General features: G+C 61.5%; 14 protein-coding genes and 1 tRNA gene. 9 read left to right on the top strand and 6 right to left on the bottom strand.

Translation table 11 applies throughout. From position 1 onward, the window contains the following. The first annotated feature begins 254 nt into the window (after positions 1-254). The 5 genes from dctP to IVB07_RS04705 all read left to right on the top strand — a co-directional run bounded on the left by dctP (position 255) and on the right by IVB07_RS04705 (position 8,710). On the top strand, positions 255-1,232 hold the full coding sequence (gene dctP / locus IVB07_RS04725; protein WP_247299323.1) for a TRAP transporter substrate-binding protein DctP: 978 nt from the start codon (positions 255-257) through the stop codon (positions 1,230-1,232). Positions 1,233-1,459: 227 nt separating this feature from the next. Further along, positions 1,460-3,229 (top strand): EAL domain-containing protein, encoded by a 1,770-nt coding sequence (locus IVB07_RS04720; RefSeq protein ID WP_247299321.1) that lies wholly within the window; start codon positions 1,460-1,462, stop codon positions 3,227-3,229. A 157-nt stretch (positions 3,230-3,386) separates the two neighbouring features. Then, the gene (locus tag IVB07_RS04715) at positions 3,387-4,769 is read left to right on the top strand and encodes an HlyD family secretion protein (protein ID WP_143273909.1); all 1,383 of its coding nucleotides are present in this window, start codon (positions 3,387-3,389) and stop codon (positions 4,767-4,769) included. Beyond that, entirely contained in the window at positions 4,766-6,709 is a 1,944-nt protein-coding gene (locus IVB07_RS04710) for a glycosyltransferase (RefSeq protein ID WP_247299319.1), read from the top strand. Before IVB07_RS04715 ends, IVB07_RS04710 begins: the two co-directional genes overlap by 4 nt. A 777-nt stretch (positions 6,710-7,486) precedes the next feature. Then, complete coding sequence (locus IVB07_RS04705; protein ID WP_018453357.1) at positions 7,487-8,710, top strand: ABC transporter substrate-binding protein; 1,224 nt, start codon at positions 7,487-7,489, stop codon at positions 8,708-8,710. Positions 8,711-8,944: 234 nt separating this feature from the next. On the opposite strand, the gene IVB07_RS04700 is transcribed toward IVB07_RS04705, so the two are convergent. Beyond that, positions 8,945-10,507 carry an adenylate/guanylate cyclase domain-containing protein gene (locus IVB07_RS04700; RefSeq protein WP_018453356.1) on the bottom strand — a complete coding sequence of 521 codons (1,563 nt, stop codon included), beginning with the start codon at positions 10,505-10,507 and terminating at the stop codon, positions 8,945-8,947. Positions 10,508-10,685: 178 nt separating this feature from the next. Here IVB07_RS04700 and IVB07_RS04695 point away from each other — a divergent pair, with 178 nt between their 5' ends. Continuing rightward, a complete protein-coding gene (locus IVB07_RS04695) occupies positions 10,686-11,777 on the top strand; it encodes an enolase C-terminal domain-like protein (RefSeq protein WP_026232518.1) in 1,092 nt (363 codons plus the stop codon). A 68-nt stretch (positions 11,778-11,845) separates the two neighbouring features. On the opposite strand, the gene IVB07_RS04690 is transcribed toward IVB07_RS04695, so the two are convergent. Further along, on the bottom strand, positions 11,846-12,268 hold the full coding sequence (locus IVB07_RS04690) for a RidA family protein (RefSeq protein ID WP_018453354.1): 423 nt from the start codon (positions 12,266-12,268) through the stop codon (positions 11,846-11,848). 119 nt (positions 12,269-12,387) lie between these two features. Here IVB07_RS04690 and IVB07_RS04685 point away from each other — a divergent pair, with 119 nt between their 5' ends. Next, positions 12,388-12,525 carry an NUDIX domain-containing protein gene (locus IVB07_RS04685; RefSeq protein WP_018453353.1) on the top strand — a complete coding sequence of 46 codons (138 nt, stop codon included), beginning with the start codon at positions 12,388-12,390 and terminating at the stop codon, positions 12,523-12,525. Between the two features lie 135 nt (positions 12,526-12,660). On the opposite strand, the gene IVB07_RS04680 is transcribed toward IVB07_RS04685, so the two are convergent. Both IVB07_RS04680 and IVB07_RS04675 read right to left on the bottom strand, forming a co-directional pair. Next, positions 12,661-12,921, bottom strand: a complete 261-nt coding sequence (locus tag IVB07_RS04680) for a hypothetical protein (protein ID WP_018453352.1) — start codon at positions 12,919-12,921, stop codon at positions 12,661-12,663. Further along, the gene (locus IVB07_RS04675) at positions 12,918-13,403 is read right to left on the bottom strand and encodes an L-2-amino-thiazoline-4-carboxylic acid hydrolase (RefSeq protein ID WP_018453351.1); all 486 of its coding nucleotides are present in this window, start codon (positions 13,401-13,403) and stop codon (positions 12,918-12,920) included. Before IVB07_RS04675 ends, IVB07_RS04680 begins: the two co-directional genes overlap by 4 nt. 216 nt (positions 13,404-13,619) lie before the next feature. On the opposite strand from IVB07_RS04675, the gene IVB07_RS04670 reads away from it, so the two are divergent. Continuing rightward, positions 13,620-14,144, top strand: coding sequence for a nuclear transport factor 2 family protein (locus tag IVB07_RS04670; RefSeq protein WP_026232516.1), 525 nt, complete (start codon positions 13,620-13,622; stop codon positions 14,142-14,144). Between the two features lie 189 nt (positions 14,145-14,333). Here the strand turns inward: IVB07_RS04670 and IVB07_RS04665 are convergent. Continuing rightward, a tRNA-Val gene (locus IVB07_RS04665) sits at positions 14,334-14,408 on the bottom strand. A 73-nt stretch (positions 14,409-14,481) separates the two neighbouring features. Then, positions 14,482-14,841, bottom strand: coding sequence for a response regulator (locus IVB07_RS04660; RefSeq protein ID WP_007597092.1), 360 nt, complete (start codon positions 14,839-14,841; stop codon positions 14,482-14,484). 363 nt (positions 14,842-15,204) lie between these two features. On the opposite strand from IVB07_RS04660, the gene IVB07_RS04655 reads away from it, so the two are divergent. Continuing rightward, positions 15,205-16,095, top strand: coding sequence for an N-formylglutamate amidohydrolase (locus IVB07_RS04655; protein WP_018453348.1), 891 nt, complete (start codon positions 15,205-15,207; stop codon positions 16,093-16,095). The last annotated feature ends 523 nt before the right edge of the window (positions 16,096-16,618 follow it).

The raw sequence follows: 16,618 nt of genomic DNA, 5'->3' as shown, positions 1-16,618 counted from the left end.
GCTGATAACGTCCACCTTTAGCTGGGTTGCCCTCTCGCGGCCGCGCGCTCTCAGACAATTGTCTCGCCGGCGTTAGCACGCTTCAAACTACGATTCGCGATCTGGTCGCCGCCCGGATCGCCGCGTGCTATCTAGGAGAGTTCTCTGAAGCATTTCTATCTATGGGGGTTCGTTAGGGACCGAGCAAATCGGCGTTTCGACGCGCCGCCGCCACGATCGGAAAACCGATGCTTAGTTTGCTTGCACGATGCGCGGTGATCTCTTTTGCGTTGATTTCGGCCTCCGCCGCCGAACCGGTCAAGCTCAAATTGGCCTTCCCCAGTTCCGACCGCTCGACGAGTTATCTCGCTGCGGTCAAGCCATTCGTCGACGCGGTCAACGCCGAGGCAAGAGGCCAGATCGAAATCGAGACCTATTTCAGCGGCGTGCTTGGAAAGGATCCGGCTGAGCAACCCCAGCTCGTGCTCGATGGTACGGCCGACATCGCCTACGTCGTGACGGGACTGACTCGCAACCGGTTCGCAGACAATGCAATCATCGAGATGCCCGGCCTGTTTACGAACATGCGGGAGTCCGTTGCGGTGTTCAACCGGCTTATGGCCGCCGGCGCGCTGCAAGGATACGACGACTACGTGGTGATCGGCGCCTATGTCACCGAGCCCGAGACGATCCACAGCAACATTCCGATCACGTCGCTGAATGATCTGAAGGACAAGAGAATTCGCGTCAACAATCCGGGCGAAGCCGCAGCGCTCGAAAAGCTCGGAGCGCGGCCCGTATTTCTGCCGGTCACCAAGATCTCCGAAGCCATTGGCAGCGGCAGCATCGATGGCGCCCTGGTACCACCATCTCCATTGGTCGATTACGGCATCAAACGCGTTGCGACCTATCATTACCTTCTTGGCATCAGCGGCGCACCGCTGATGGTTTTGATGAACCGGAAAATATTCAACCGGCTGCCGAAACCTGCACAGGCGACCATCCTCAAATACAGCGGTGCGTGGTCTGCCGGACGTTTCATGGATACCTACGAAGCCGTTGAAAACAGCATTATGGGGGAGCTGAAGTCCGATCCCAAACGCCAGGTGACCATACCCACGCCGTCGGACCTCGATGCGGCCAATGCCGTGTTCGCGGCCGTTGCCGACGATTGGGCTTCGAAAAGTGAGCGCAATGCCGAACTGCTAAAAACGGTTCGGGCCGAGCTCACGAAAATGCGATCGACCCGGTAGCACTGATGCCGTCACTCGCCAGTATCTGGCCTCAGCGAAACATCGTCACCATCGTCGCCGCGCTTGCCATTCTGTTGCTGGGCGCCGGGACGACCCTGAAGATCACGACCGATCATCTTCTCCGTCAAGATGCGACGTCGACCGCTCGTAGCTGGGCGAGGTTCCTGGCGGCCAGTGTCACCGATCTCGAGCAGATCGCCGGCGGCGAGCAGCCTTCCGCCGCGAGCATGGCGTTCTTCCTGTCGGCGCGAAATTCCGGCGAGGTCTTTCACTACGAAATATTCAACCGTAATGGCTACTCCCAGTTCGTTTCGACCCGCGAAAAGATCGCGCTCGTCGACTTGTCTGAATATAGCCCCGATGCGGCGCGATCAGCGGTTGACGGTCTCCCGATCGTCGACGTCAGGGAGGGAAATTCGCCCGACCGACCGGCATTCTTCGCCCGCGCCTATGTCCCGGTCCAGACCGACGGTCGCCTCACCGCTGTCGTTGCGGCCTACGTGGATGAAACCGAGCAACGCAAGAATGTCCACAATACGTTCCTGACCGCGGCCGTGTTCCTTTGCCTGCTGTCAGGTCTCGCCTTCTCCATTCCCGCAATTGCCTGGTATCGGGAAACAAAGGTGAAGCACGCTGACCGGCGCATCCGGTTTCTCGCCCATCATGACGCGTTGACCGGGCTGACCAATCGCCCGCAGCTGATCGAAAAACTGGAGAGCGCCATCGCTCGCCTGCCGATGCGGGGCGGCAGCCTTGCCGTACACTTCATCGACATCGACCGTTTCAAGGAGGTCAACGATTCGCTTGGTCACGACAGTGGCGATTTTCTGCTCAAGTCCATCGCCAAGCGTCTTCGCGCCGCGGCCAGGATCGACGACGTGGTGGCGCGGCTCGGCGGCGACGAATTCGTGGTCGTGCAGAGCGGGATCGCCGGCAAAGCTCAGGCCGAGTCGTTTGCGAGCCATCTCGCCGCCGCGGTAAATGCGACCGTGAAATTCAAGCAGCACGAGATCCTCACCACCGCTAGCATCGGCGTGGCGCTGGCGACGGGGGAAGACACCACCGCCGAGCGGTTGCTCAAGAGTGCCGACCTCGCGCTCTACGCGGCCAAGGCAGCCGGCCGCAACTGCATCCGGTTTTTCCTGCCTGAAATGGACACTGAGCTACAAGCGCGCATCGAGCTCGAGAGGGCGATTCGCGACGCGGTACTGAATGATCGCTTCGAATTGCATTATCAGCCGCTCTTCGAAATATCCCAGCGCCGCCTTGCCGGCTTCGAAGCGCTGATCCGGATGCCCGCGGCGGACGGAACCCTCATTCCGCCATTGACCTTCATTCCGGTCGCCGAGGACTTGCGGCTTATCGACAAGATCGGGGCGTGGGTGTTGCGGGAGGCATGCCGCACGGCCGCGACCTGGCCGGCGCACCTGACCGTTGCAGTGAACCTGTCACCCGTGCAGTTCGTGGCGGGCAACATCGGTGACATCGTCGCCGCCGCACTAAAAGACGCCGGACTCGCGGCGCACCGACTCGAACTGGAGATCACCGAAAGCCTGCTGCTCGGCAACACCGAAACGATCATGGCTCAGCTCCGGACGCTCAAGACGATGGGCGTTGCCATCGTGATGGACGATTTCGGGGCTGGCTATTCGAGCCTCAGCTATCTGTGGCGCTTTCCGTTCGACAAGATCAAGATCGATCGAGCCTTCATGCAGAGCCTCGACGGCCCTCATTGTCAGGTCGGGACAGTAGTAAAAGCGATCATCGCGCTCGGACGGGAACTGCGCATGCGGGTGACGGTCGAAGGCGTCGAGACCGCCAACCAGGCAGCTTTCCTCGACGCGGCCAACGGTGATCAGGTCCAGGGCTTCTTCTTCGGCCGGCCGATCCCCGCCTCAGAGCTCGGCGCCAGCATTCTCGCGGAGTTTGAGAAAGCAATGCCGCGGGCTTCGCCCGCGACCAAGCTGCACCTCGTCAACACATCGGCTGAACGGTAGCACGGACCCGTGCCTCTATCGGCCCAATGCGACTCTTGGCGATCCGCTATCGCAGACAATTCTCATGTTTCAGTTAGCCTTTGCAACACCAACATCGCATTTGGATTCGGCCGGCCGTATCTCGCGCGGAGGTTGCGCGTTGACTCTCAGGTGTATGATGCAAAACAAAACGCGTTTCGATTCGACCTTCGAAGGCGGCGGCGGTCCAGATATCGCAAAACCTCTCGCGGTGGACGGAAACCATGACGCGCACGGTTTGCAACGCGCGTTGGATGCGCGTCTCAGTCCCGGCAATGCCGATGCCCCCGCAACCGGCGGCGATGCCGCCGCGGATGTAGCGCAATCCAAGCCGAGCCGGACGCTTCTCCGATTTGTGAAGGCCGCGGCGGGCATCGCCATCGTCGCAGTATTCGGCTGGCTGCCGCTCAGAGCGCTTTTCCAGACGTCAAGCGTCGAAGCCGTCGTCAATTCGAGGCTCGTGACGTTGAGGTCGCCGATTGACGGGAAGATTTCAGCCGGGGCCAGTCTGTCAGGCGATTTAGGCACCGTCGGTGAGGGCACTTTCATCCTCCGTGTCGTCAATCCGCGCGGCGACCGCGTGCGGCTCGATGACCTGCGCAGTCAGATGTCTCGCCTCGAAAACGAAAGGCCGAGCCTCGTTTCGAAGATAGCTTCAGCCCAGGCGGGGCAGAAGGATCTGGCGCGTCAGGCGGCCCTGTTCACAGCGGGGCGCATTCGTCAGCTCGAGGCGCGCATCGCAGAAATCCAAACATCAATCGAAGCGGCCGCAGCGCGTCGTGAAGAGGCGGCAGCCGCGGTGGAACGAGCATCATCGCTCATCAAATCGGGCAGCGTTTCGTCTGTCGAGCTTGGGCGCCTGACGCGGGATCAAACCATTGCTCAGCAGACCGAAATCGGCGCGCGACGCCGTCTGGATGCAACCCAGGTCGAGCTCACCGCCGCGCGCGAGGGCACTTTCCTCGGCGACAGCTACAACGATCGTCCGAGCTCGGTGCAGCGTGAGGAGGAAATGCGGCAGCGGGCTGAAGGCCTCACCGCGGACGTAGCGCACGCCGATGCGCAAATCTCGTGGCTCGTCGGCGAGATAGAATCAGAGCGATCTCGTTACATCGGCCGCTCCGAGGCGGACATCAAGTTCCCCGTCGCCGGCCGAATATGGGAGGTCATGACGGCACCTGGAGAGGACGTCCGGGCCGGACAACCGCTCATTCGTCTACTCGATTGTTCCGGCGCCGTAGTGACGGCGAACGTCACTGAGAGCGTGTATAACGGGCTGCAACTGGGATCTCTCGCACATTTCCGGCCGAGCGCCGGCGGCCCCGAATTGACTGGCACCGTCGTCAATCTCACCGGCTCCGCAGGGGTCGCAGCGAACCTCGCCATTAATCCCGATGCGCTGAGCAAGGAACCGTATCGTGCGACGATTTCGGTCCCCGACCTCAACGATGGCTCCAACGATTGTCCAGTCGGGCGAACCGGACGCGTCATCTTCTCGCCAGACACTGCGAGAAAGCCATGATCGCCGCGCTGACACCGGGCCTTATTGCGCTCGGGTTCTGCGTTGCCGTCCTTCCCTGGTTGCGGCACGAGAACTCCACGGCGCGCTCGCTGATGATCTCAATCGCATTGCTGCTCATGATCCGCTATTTTGGATGGCGCATGACAGCCACGGTGCCGCCCGTCGGCTGGACCGCCGACTTCGCCGTGGGATCCGTGTTCCTCTTCGTCGAGGCTGTATCGCTTGCGGCGGGTGCACTGACACTGGTGTTTCTCAGCCGCTCGACCAATCGAACGCCGCAAGTCGAAGTCAACAGGCGGTGGCTTGCCGGACGGCAAGCTCCGCTGATCGACGTATTCATTTGCACCTACAACGAGGAAACGTCGATTCTGGAGCGCACAATCATCGGCGCCACGGGAATGAACTATCCCAACTACCGCGTCTGGGTTCTGGACGACGGACGGCGTGACTGGCTCGAAAAGCTTGCCGGCCAGCTCGGCTGCCGGTATCTGGCGCGCCCGGACAACAAGGACGCCAAGGCCGGCAACATCAATCACGCCCTGTGGCATGTGGCGGAGCTCGCCGATCCCCCAGATTTCATTTCGATTCTCGACGCCGATTTCGTGCCTATGCCCGAATTTCTCAGCCGCGCGACGTGCCTGTTCCGCGACCAGGGCGTAGGCGTGGTACAGACACCTCAGCATTTCATCAATGCGGATCCGATCCAAACCAATTTGGCCGCGACCAAGGTCTGGCCGGACGAGCAGCGCTTTTTCTTCGATATCCTGATGCCATCGAAGGACGCTTGGGGCGTGGCGTTTTGTTGCGGCACGTCGTCGGTCATCCGATTCTCGTCCCTCGTGAAGATCGGCGGCTTTCCGACCGATTCCGTGACGGAGGACTACTTGCTGACGCTGCGGCTGACGGAAATTGGATCACGCACGGTGTACCTGAACGAGCGTCTGACCTTGGGGCTGGCCCCGGAGGGACTCAAGGAGTACATCACTCAGCGCAGCCGATGGTGTCTTGGCTTCATGCAAATCTTTCGGGGGCGCAGTGGTCCCTTTTCCCGAAGATCGCAGCTGGACGTTGTCGACAGGCTTTCTCTCATCGAAGCATTCATGAGTTGGACCTCGACCTATGTCGTCAAGGTCTTCGGTCTCGTCGTTCCAAGCCTTTATCTTCTCTTCGGCATCAAAGCGGTCCAGGCCGATCTTTTCGAACTCCTCGGATATTTCCTGCCTTTTTATGTCTGGTATTCGCTCACCATGGCCTGGATTTCCCGCGGACGCTCCATGGCGGTGATGTCGGATGTCGCTCAATACATTGCACTGCCGGCGGTTCTCAAGGCCGTGGCGGCGGGACTGCTCCAGACGCAGGGACACACATTCAAGGTCACGGCGAAGGGCGGGGATCGCGACCAACGCTTCGTCGAATGGCCACTGCTCAGGATATACGGCACCGCATTGGCGATTACGCTCGCGGGTATCGTCTATGCCTTCGTGCTTCATGTGCAAGGTGACATGATCGCCTATGGCGGTCTGGCGCTCGCCTGGAGTTTGTACAACGCCATCATTCTGTTGATCGTCTGCCTGGTGTCCATCGAGCAGCCGCGGCGACGGAAGGCCGAGCGGTTCGAGCGAGATGAGCCTGTCCTTTTCAATATCGGTTCCCGGCAGTGCATCTACCGTTTGGCAGACATGTCGATCACGGGCGCTCGCTTCGTGAGCGACAATCCACCACCTGTCGGGACCGCGGTTCGCTGCACCCTCCAGGAGAGAAACGTCGCGGCCCTGGTCGTGCGACGCACGGGGAATGGCTTTGCAATCCGGTTTGATGAAACCCTCAACACCCGCATCGCTCTCATTCGCGCTTTCTATTCCGGTGACTACGTCAGCGCATTCAGCGGCATCCACGCCGCCCCGATCGGCAAAGCATTAATGATGCGGATTTTCGGGTGACTACCTCTGCTGATGAAGCGCAGCACCAAGCTCGCTGAACGTCACCGTCGTTGCCAAGCCGAGCGCTGCAACCGGTTCTTCTCGACCAATGCCTACGTCCAGGCCTTCGGCGCTCGATCGTTCCAGGTAGCGCGCGCCCTATGTAGGCGCCCGCAATTCGCCCTGAAACCAAGCCAAGGTATCAGACGATCTCATTGGGTCGACCAGCACGACCGCGATCTGGTCGACGAAATCGCAAGCGGGACATTCGAAGGTCCAAATCTCAGAACCGGCGGAGCTTGGCGTGATGCGCGCCAGCGTCGTTGTTATCCGGCATGTAGGACAAGGTGGTCGCTGAATGGCCATGAGGCTCGCCTGAATCCGGCGGGAGCGCGATACTCTCAGTCACCGATGGGCGCCGATGCGGGCGGTGATGGACCATCATGGAACCGAGAGCTCTGCCGCCACCGGTCAATATAGACCACCATCCAAATTACGGCCCGCTATCCAAAACATGATCTTTCACAGATCGATTCATTTTTCATCGGACGAGTGCGGAACAGCGAGCGCACCCGGGCTATATCGCCCGATTTCACGACCGCCGGGTCGAGATGGAGTTCAAAGTCCGCGGGCTGCCCTAGCGGCGCGCCCCAGTCGGCGCGTCAGCACGCCTGCCGTTTCGTCCGGCCCTCCAGCTGCGCACCGCGCCACAGCTTTGACAAACGCTTGACCTAGATCAAGCAGCCTTGGTGCGGATTGAGCCGACCTCGATGAGGGGCCAACGTCAAGGTATCGGGCATGCGCGTCTCCGGCAGGATGCTGTTCGTGTTGATGGTTGCCCTGGCATCGCTCGGGGCGATGTCGCAGGAGCGCGCCGATCAACCCACCGCCGACAACGAAATCCGTATCGGCAATGTCATGCCGTATTCGGGACCGCTGTCCGAATTCGGCGCCATCGGCCAGGCGGAAGCGGCCTATTTCGACATGGTCAACGCGCGCGGCGGCATCAACGGCCGCAAGATCCGCTTCATCACGCGCGATGACAATTCCGATCCGACGACCGCGCTGGAGCTGACGCGCAATCTGGTCGAGACGGACGACGTGCATTTGATGTTCGGATCGTTCGGCACGCCCGGTAATCTCGCCACGCGCTGGTATCTGAACGCGAAGAAGATCCCACAACTGTTCGTCGCCTCCGGCGACGAGGAGCTGAGCCAGGCCAAGGCGTTTCCCTGGACCATGGGCTGGCAGCCGTCGTTCCGGTCGGAGGGGCGCATCTACGCCAACTATCTCCAGGCCTATTATCCCAGGAAGAAGATCGTGGTGCTCTGGCAGAACGACCAGTTCGGGCGTGCGCTTCTCAAGGGCCTGGAGGAAGGTCTTGGCGATCTGAACCGTCTCGTCCTCGTCGACATCGCCTTCGACATTGCCGATGAGCATCTCGACGGACACGTCTCGATCCTCAAGCGCGCCGGCGCCGATATCTTCGTCTTTCTCGGTGTACCGTCGACGGCGTCCAAGGTGATCAAGCTGGCGGCGTCGCTCAAGTGGCGCCCGGTCTTCATCGTCAACGACGCCTCCGCCTCAATCGCCAATGCGATGGCGCCCGCAGGCCTGGAGAATTCCTCCGGCGTGATCTCGGCGGCCTTTCTGAAGGACCCGAGCGATCCCGCATGGAAGGACGATCCCGCCATGAAGGACTGGTTCACTTTCATGGACAAATACCATCACGACGAAAGCACCAACAGCAGCGCCGCGCTCTATGGCTACGCCGCGGCAGAGGCGCTGACGCAGGTGCTGAAGCAATGCGGCGACGACCTCTCGCGCGAGAACATCATGCGTCAGGCGGCTTCGCTGAGGAATTATCAGCCTTCGGTCGCCCTGCCCAACATCAGGATGAACACCTCGCCGAACAGCTACCTGCCGATCCGGCAGATGCGGCTGGTCCAGTTCGACGGCCGCTCCTGGCAACCCTTCGGCGACGTGATCGACACCGCCTTCACGGAAGGCGCGGCGCGGTGAGTTGACTCGGGCCCACCTATTGCTGGGCTACCCCTCTCCCCCGCCCTCTCCCACAAGGGGGGGGAGGGAGCCGAGCGGAGAACGGAGCAGCGTCGCACCATGATCGACTTTCCGCGAAGTTGGACAACGTCGCCACGTTAAAGATGTGTTTCCCTCCCTCCTTGTGGGGGAGGGCTAGGGAGGGGGTGCCACACGGCACACTCTCTCGATGGGAGACGGCAACGCGCGTGCTCCTCACGCCGGGTTCAGCGAGGCCAGCGCATTCTCCAGCAGCGAGCGCACCCGCGCCGCGTCGCCGGATTTGACCACGGCGGGGTCGAGATAGAGCTCCAGCCCCGGCGCTCGCTCGGTGATGATCCCGCTCCTTTCGGCGGCCGCGTCGTTCAGCGCGTCGACCGAATAGGGAATGATTTCGCGGCTGATGCCCTTCATCGTGATCGCGGGCAGCGCGTGGGCGCGGACGATGTCGCTGACCAGCGCGAAGGTCTCGTAGCTCAGCACGATGCCGCCGGGCTCGGCGATCGATTGCAGGCGCGCGGCGAGGTTCGCCTCCGCACCGATGATGGTGTAGTCCATGCGATCGCTGCTGCCGAAATTGCCGACATTGCAATAGCCGGAATTGACGCCCATGCGGGCCTTGAACGGCAGCTCGATGCCGGAGGCGCGCCATTTCGCATTGAGCTCGGTGAGCCGGTGCTGCATGCGCCAGGCCATCTGAAGGCAGGCCTGCGCGTCGGCGCGGTCGCCTTTGGTCTCGGGGTCGCCGAAGAAGATCAGCATGGCATCGCCGATGAACTTGTCGATGGTGCCGCCAAATTCGTGGGCGACCGCCGACATCTCGGTGAAATATTCGTTGAGGAGCTGGGTCAGCAACTCCGGCTGGAGCCGCTCCGCCGTCGCGGTGAAATTCTGGATGTCGGAGAAGAAGATGGTGAGCTTCTTGCGCTCGGTGTGGATGGTGACGTCCTTCTGGCCGGAGAAGATGCTCTTGTAGACCTGCGGCGGGATGTAGCGCGAGATCTTCATCGACAGCGAAGCCAGGAAGTCGTTGGCGGATTCGAGCTCCTTGTTCATGCCCTTGATACGGCTCGCCTGGCGGCGCTGCAGCGAGAGAAACGACAGGCCGCTGCCGGCGGCAATCAGGAAATAGGCCAGCAGGAACTTGAACGAGAAGATGTTGGCGGCGATCGGCTGGGCGATGATCACCTCCTGGATGCCTCTGACGTCACCAACCTTCCAGTCCTTCTTCGGGCTCTCGGGGTGGCTGTTGTGGCAGCTGACGCAGGCCGGGCCCATCGTCACCGGAGCAATCAGCCGGACCTTGTCGTTGAACAGCGAGGTCTCGGTGTCGACGATCTTCTGCTCGGGATCGTTGCGAAGCGATTCGAGCGCGTCCTTCTCGAACTTGTCGAGCTGGTGCGGGGCGCGGTTCTGGAACGGGAAGTCCGAGACGAAACGGTAGGTGATGTTTTCCTGCTGCGCCCCGATCACCCGCCCTAGCTCCAGCGACAATGTCGCCGGGATCGGGATCGCGCCGGGGATGGATTCGTAGTTGTGAATCACCCTGGTCGTACCGTTCGGATTGGCGATGATGCGCCCGACCACGTTGGTCGCGTAGTAGCTGCGCACGCTCGTGATCACCGAATTCAGGTCGATCGCCTGCCGGCGCAGCGCGGTCTTGCTGAGTTCGGTCAGGTCCAGCCACACCGCGAGCGGCAAGGCGAGCAGCAGGAAGGCGATCGCGGCACCGGTCAGGATGCCGCTCTTGCGCTGTTCTTCGGAGATCTCTTGCTTCACTCTTTGGCTCCGTGATTGCGTTCCTGTCTCGAACTCGGGGCGATTTGCGGAACAGAGCCAATAAACGCGCTCCCGCGCAACCCCATTTTATGGTGGTCGCGCCAAGCGGCTTTTCGTTTCATGGCGAATGTTTAAGATCGGCATTTATCTGCATTCACTCCGCCAGGAGATCCACCAAATGGCCGAGACCATCCGCATCAAGCGCTTCAATGCGCGCTCCGTCATCGTGCCGATGAACCTCCCGCTCCAGACCTCGACCGGGGCTGTCGCAAAGGCACCGCTGGTGCTGATCGACTGCGAGACCGACCAGGGCGTCCAGGGGCACGCCTATCTGTTCTCGATCACGCCATCGGCCTTGAAGCCGCTGACGGCGATGGTCGCGGAAATGTCGGAGCTGCTTGCGGGCGACGAGCTGCTACCGTTCGAGATCGAGCGCAAGCTGACCCAGCGCTTCACCCTGCTGGGGCTCGCCGGCCTGCAGCGGCTGGCACAATCCGGCATCGACATGGCGGCATGGGACGCACTGGCGCGCGCACGCGGCCTGCCGCTAGCGCGGCTGCTCGGCGGCGCGCCAAGACCGGTCAGGGCCTACAATTCGAAGGGGCTCGGCATCATGCCGGCGGGTGCCGCGGTGGAGGAAGCCCACAAGCTGCTGGCCGAGGGCTTTCAGGCCGCAAAGATCCGCGTCGGCCGTCCCGATGCACGGGAAGACCTGAAGGTGGTGCGCGCGGTGCGCAAGGCCGTCGGCGACGACGTGACCTTGATGTGCGACTATAACCAGGCGCTGACGGCCACCGAGGCGATCCGCCGTGGCGAGATGCTCGACGATGAGGGCCTGACCTGGATCGAGGAGCCGATCCGTCACGACGATTATGAGGGTAACGCCCGCATCGCGGATGCGCTGCGCACGCCGGTCCAGATCGGCGAGAATTTCGACAGCGCCTTCGCGATGCAGACCGCGCTCTCAGCCGAAGCCTGCGACTACGTGATGCCCGACGTGCAGCGCATCGGCGGCGTCACCGGCTGGCTGCGCGCCGCCGCGCTGGCGCATGCCGCCGGGATCGAGATGTCGACGCATCTGTTCTCGGAAGTCAGCGCGCATCTTTTGTGCGTGACGCCGACCGCGCATTGGCTCGAATATGTCGACTGGGCCGACGCAGTGCTTTCAACGCGGCTGATCATCAAGGACGGCTTTGCCCTGCCGAACGAGGAGCCCGGCAACGGGATCGCGTGGGACGAGGCTGCGGTGAAGAAGTATCTGGTCGAATAGACCGCGTGTCGTCGCGACGTATCGAAGTGCGAACGTCGAAGCTGACGATCAGCGAACGGCATGCCTTCCTACGACTGAACAGCGGCAATCATACTCAGCTCGACCGGTGCACCCCGCGGCAACTCGGCGACGCCGACAGATGTACGCGTGTGACGACCGCGATCGCCTAGGCGCTCGATCAACCGGTCGGAAGCGCCGTTCATGACTTGCGATTGCTGAGTGAATCCAGGGGCCGAGGCGATGTATCCAACGAGCTGCAAGACCTGGACGATCTTGTCCTCTCCACCTGTTGCGTGATTGATGGCCGAAATGCAGAGATCTGCGCAGAGGGCCGCCGCCCCCTGTGCGGCGGCGACATCGACACCTGCGCCGACTTTACCGGAGCACAGCAGGGCTTCGCCGCGACGCGGCAGCTGACCACTGACATACGCAATTCCACCATGGATGATCACCGGCAAGTAGTTGCCACCTGGTTTGTTCACGCTGCTCATATCGATAACCTGCCTTCATTTCTCGCTGGCGTGGTGGGCGGACAATGGCAGGCGGGGAGTCGCGGATCAAGCTGCGCATTGCACCGAGGTGGTGCACGATAACGATCCCCCATGACCACATGGCGCCTTCATTCGCACATCGCGTCGTCGCGATCGGCGGCGAGATCGAGTTCGGCGAGAGCTGGCAGGCCGCGCTGGTGCGTAAGTTCCACGAGGAGCTCGGTATCGGAATCTCCATCGTGAAGGCGATGAGCTGAACACGTTGCTGCTTCCACATCGTCATTGCGAGCGCGGCCAAGCAATCCAGAACCCCTCCGCGGAAACAGTCTGGATTGCTTCGTTGCGCTCGCGATGACGGAGTGTGAGACAGCAGCGCTGCATGACCAGCTACGCTACCAAACCTCCGCGCCGGGAATCTTCCTGCGCACCGCGATGCGCTGGATCCAGATGCAGCGGCGGATGGATCTGTTGGAGCGGCCGACGGCCGAGATGCCCTCGCCGGCCTGAAGCAGCGGCGCCACGCTTTCGCGCAATGCGCGGCAGCGCTGCAGTTCGGCCTGCCAGTCGATGACCGCAGCAGCGGCGCGCGACGACATCAGCGCCAGCACCATCAGGGCAACATAGCTCGCCCGCATCACCCGCATTCCCTTCATTTTGATCCGCGCTCGTCGCGCCAGTAGCGGAAATCGCAATGGGACGCGCCTTGCATGATGGTTTGCGTGCGCGTGAGCCTGACGTCGGCGCCAAATCCATCAGCGGTCGCGAAGTCGGCGGTGCAGACCAGCAGGAAACCGAGCTCCGGCTCGCCCAGCGCCTTGTAGAACTCGGCATAGGCGCATCGCGTCACGTCGAACGCAAAGGCGTCCTGGGTCTGCTCGATGATGTCATAGGCGAGCGCGTCGTCTCGGGCATAGGTCTTGAACGCCGACGCGACGGCCTTGCCGAGATCGGCTTCGTTGTTCGTGCTGTTCTTTGCCTTCCAGAATTCCTCGCCGAAGCCGCGATAGAGGTCGCCAAGCGCCTTGCGCACCAATGCATTGGCGCGCGCCTCGCCGAGTTCGGCCTGCAACGCCTTAACCAGGGGCACCAGCACCTGCGCCTGGATCTTTGCCTGCTCGATGACGGACACGCTCATGGGCAACCTTCATCCGGGTTACTTCACACCACAAGACGATAACTCAACTCGCTGCTCGCGGCGAGGGTTTGCTTGCCTGGTCCCGTGGCATCCGGAAGCCTACGTTTCCGTGATGTCGGGGTCATCGCCGATCGTGCAATCCTGAAAACATCGACCTGGCCACAATGGTATGACGCTCACCATTCAAATTCCGCCGGCAAATGACCAGAGGTGACCATGATCCGACCTAAAATGCCTTCAGGCAATTTCACGCCACGAGTGTTTTCACGGCGCCCTCAAGTTGCGGCGTTTGCCGCAGCGCTGTTTCTCGCCGCAACGTTCTGGCCGGCCGGAGGCGCGCAGGCTGCCGCAAATGATGCCGAAGCACGAACCATCTTCGAGAAATTCATCGCGGCGCAGAATGCGCATGATGCGGACGCCATGAAGGCCATGCTCCTGAATTCAGCCGGAACGCTGTTGTTTGCCAGAAACATCGAGACGCGCGGTCGCGATGAGGTCGCCGCGCGGTTCAAGACCTATTACGAGGGCACCTGGCACCTCGAACCCGACATGTCGAAATTCCGCGTCGCCGTGATCTCGAACGAGATCATGCAGATCCTCGTGCCGATCGTCTTTACGCGCGGCCTTCCGGGCAAGCCGCCACAACAAAATACGTTTCTGATCAGCCAGACCTACGTTCAGGATGCGGACGGCTGGCACGTCGCCTCCATCCTTCCGGTCGCAAACACGGAACTGAAATAGGGGATTTAGCGGCGGTGTGTCGGCGAAGGAGGCTGCCGCTCCAGTCCGTCTACGCTCTTCGAGCTACACCGGACACGCTTCGCCGAAATGAGATTGGTGGCTTGCCGAGCCGAACCTCGCGGCGGCAGCCCGCCTGCGCCCGTTGGGCTTCGGCGTGGCATCCTTCACTCGGCTATCGCGAGCGAAGGATGGTGGGCGCGACAGGGATCGAACCTGTGACCCCTACCATGTCAAGGTAGTGCTCTCCCGCTGAGCTACGCGCCCTAGATGTCTCTAGATCGGGTCGGGTCCCTATAACGGCTCACGGGAGCCGGTGCAAGGACGGAAGGGGGCCGATTTAGGCCGCCAGCATCTTGTTCACTTCGCTGACCAATTCGCGCAAATGCACGGGCTTGGACAGCACCTTGGCGTTCTTGGGGGCATCCGAATCGGAGTTCAGGGCGACCGCGGCGAAGCCCGTGATGAACATGATCTTGATGTCGGGGTCGAGTTCCGAGGCCCGGCGGGCGAGCTCGATGCCGTCCATCTCCGGCATCACGATGTCGGTGAGCAGCATCTCGAACGGCTCTTCCCGTAGCCGCTGATAGGCGGCCATGCCGTTATCGTGGGACGAGACCTGAAAACCGGCGTTTTCCAGCGCCTTGACCAGGAAACGGCGCATGTCGTTGTCGTCTTCGGCGAGCAGGATCTTTGGCATGGCGGAAATGTCGAATCCCCAGAGGATATCAGCGGAGGTCACTAAGCCCGACGGAGGGTAAATTTGGGGTGAAAATCTTTACCCTCCGCAGCTCGCGCTGCCGGACTCTTGTGAACCGGAATACGGCACGAAGCAATCGAGCCGTACCTGCCGGTCCCCACCTCGCTGCCCGCAGGGTTAAGACATGTTCCAGCGCAGATCTCATCTTTTCGCTTGGCAGGATGGTTGCGATTCCGGACAATGACGACACATAAGAGCCGCCCGATCGGCCGAATCAATGCGCCAAGGGCGAAGCCTGATACCGAGAGGCGGAGCCTGATTGCCAAGGGCGAAGCCTGACACCAAGGGACGAAGCCTGAGAAGATGACCCGGTTTGACGGCGACAAGTCGCCAGCCTTCGAGATCGTTGAGCCCGCGCAATGGCGCGCGCCGGTTATCTTCAACTCGCCCCATTCCGGCTCGACCTATCCGGACGAATTCCTCAGCGCCTCCAGGATCGACCTGCCGACGCTGCGGCGTTCCGAAGATTCCTTCATGGACGAGCTGATCGGCCATCTCAGCGAGCGCGGCTTTCCGACCGTGCGGGTCAACTTTCCGCGCTCCTATGTCGACGTCAACCGCGAGCCCTATGAGCTCGATCCCCGGATGTTCACCGGGCGCCTGCCGAGCTTTGCCAACACCCGCTCGATGCGGGTTGCCGGCGGACTTGGCACCATTCCGCGCGTGGTCGGCGACGGCCAGGAGATCTATCGCGAGCGCATCCTGGTCGACGACGCGCTGGGGCGGATCGAGACGCTGTACAAGCCGTATCATCGCGCGCTGCGCCGGCTGATCAACAAGGTGCACCAGATGTTCGGCACCGTCGTGCTGGTCGACTGCCATTCGATGCCCTCGGTCGGCGTCTCCCGCGACGAGCCGCGCCGGCCCGACATCGTCATCGGCGACCGCTACGGCACGAGCTGCACGCCGCTATTGCCCGACCGGGTCGAGGAGACCATGGCCGGCCTCGGCTATTCGATCGGCCGCAACAAGCCCTACGCCGGCGGCTTCATCACCGAGCATTACGGTAACCCGGCCAGTGGCCTGCATGCCGTGCAGCTCGAGCTCAACCGCGCAATCTACATGGACGAGCGGCGGCGCGAGCGCAGTCCGCGCTTTGCACAAGTGGCGTCGGACTTCGGCGTGCTCGCAGACGTGCTGGCGACCACGGTCCCGTTCGGCGATCTCGGCCCGTTCCAGGCCGCGGCTGAATAGGCGCGACGTTTTCTTCGAACAATTGTGTTGGGTGCGATCAGCGCGAATGCGTTTCGCGGCGAGCATCGAAATGAAAGCCGATGCCGAGAGAAAGCAGAGGCTGAAAGAAAAAAGGGCCGCTTCTAATGAAGAAGCGGCCCAAGTCTAGGGAGGAAACGCCCAAGGAGGGCAGCAGTAACGCGAGAAGCGCTACCGCACCGCAACAATATGCGGCCGCGACGCACAAAGTGCAAGGGCTTTCGACCGGTTTCCCATGCAATGAGGACATAGCTCGGTTGCTTCTAGAGAAACCCAGATTCAGTTCCTTTGATAAGGAAATTCAATGGGTTGATAGTCATTTGCATACGAACGAGGCAGATCCGGAACTAAGGTTTCAACTCAATGATCGATTTTTGGCCAGCCAAGTTCTTTGAAGGAGGGACGCATCCGGCATCCAAAATACCAGGGTGCAAAAGCAAGACAGCGCTGCACGATTCTTCCGATTTGAGCTAGGCAGGAGTGAGCTTCACCCGACTTTCGCTTT

Source organism: Bradyrhizobium sp. 172, assembly GCF_023101065.1.
GTDB classification, from domain to species: Bacteria; Pseudomonadota; Alphaproteobacteria; order Rhizobiales; family Xanthobacteraceae; genus Bradyrhizobium; species Bradyrhizobium canariense_D.
The sequence above is the reverse complement of the archived record's forward strand: the minus strand, read 5'-3'. Positions and strand labels throughout refer to the sequence as shown.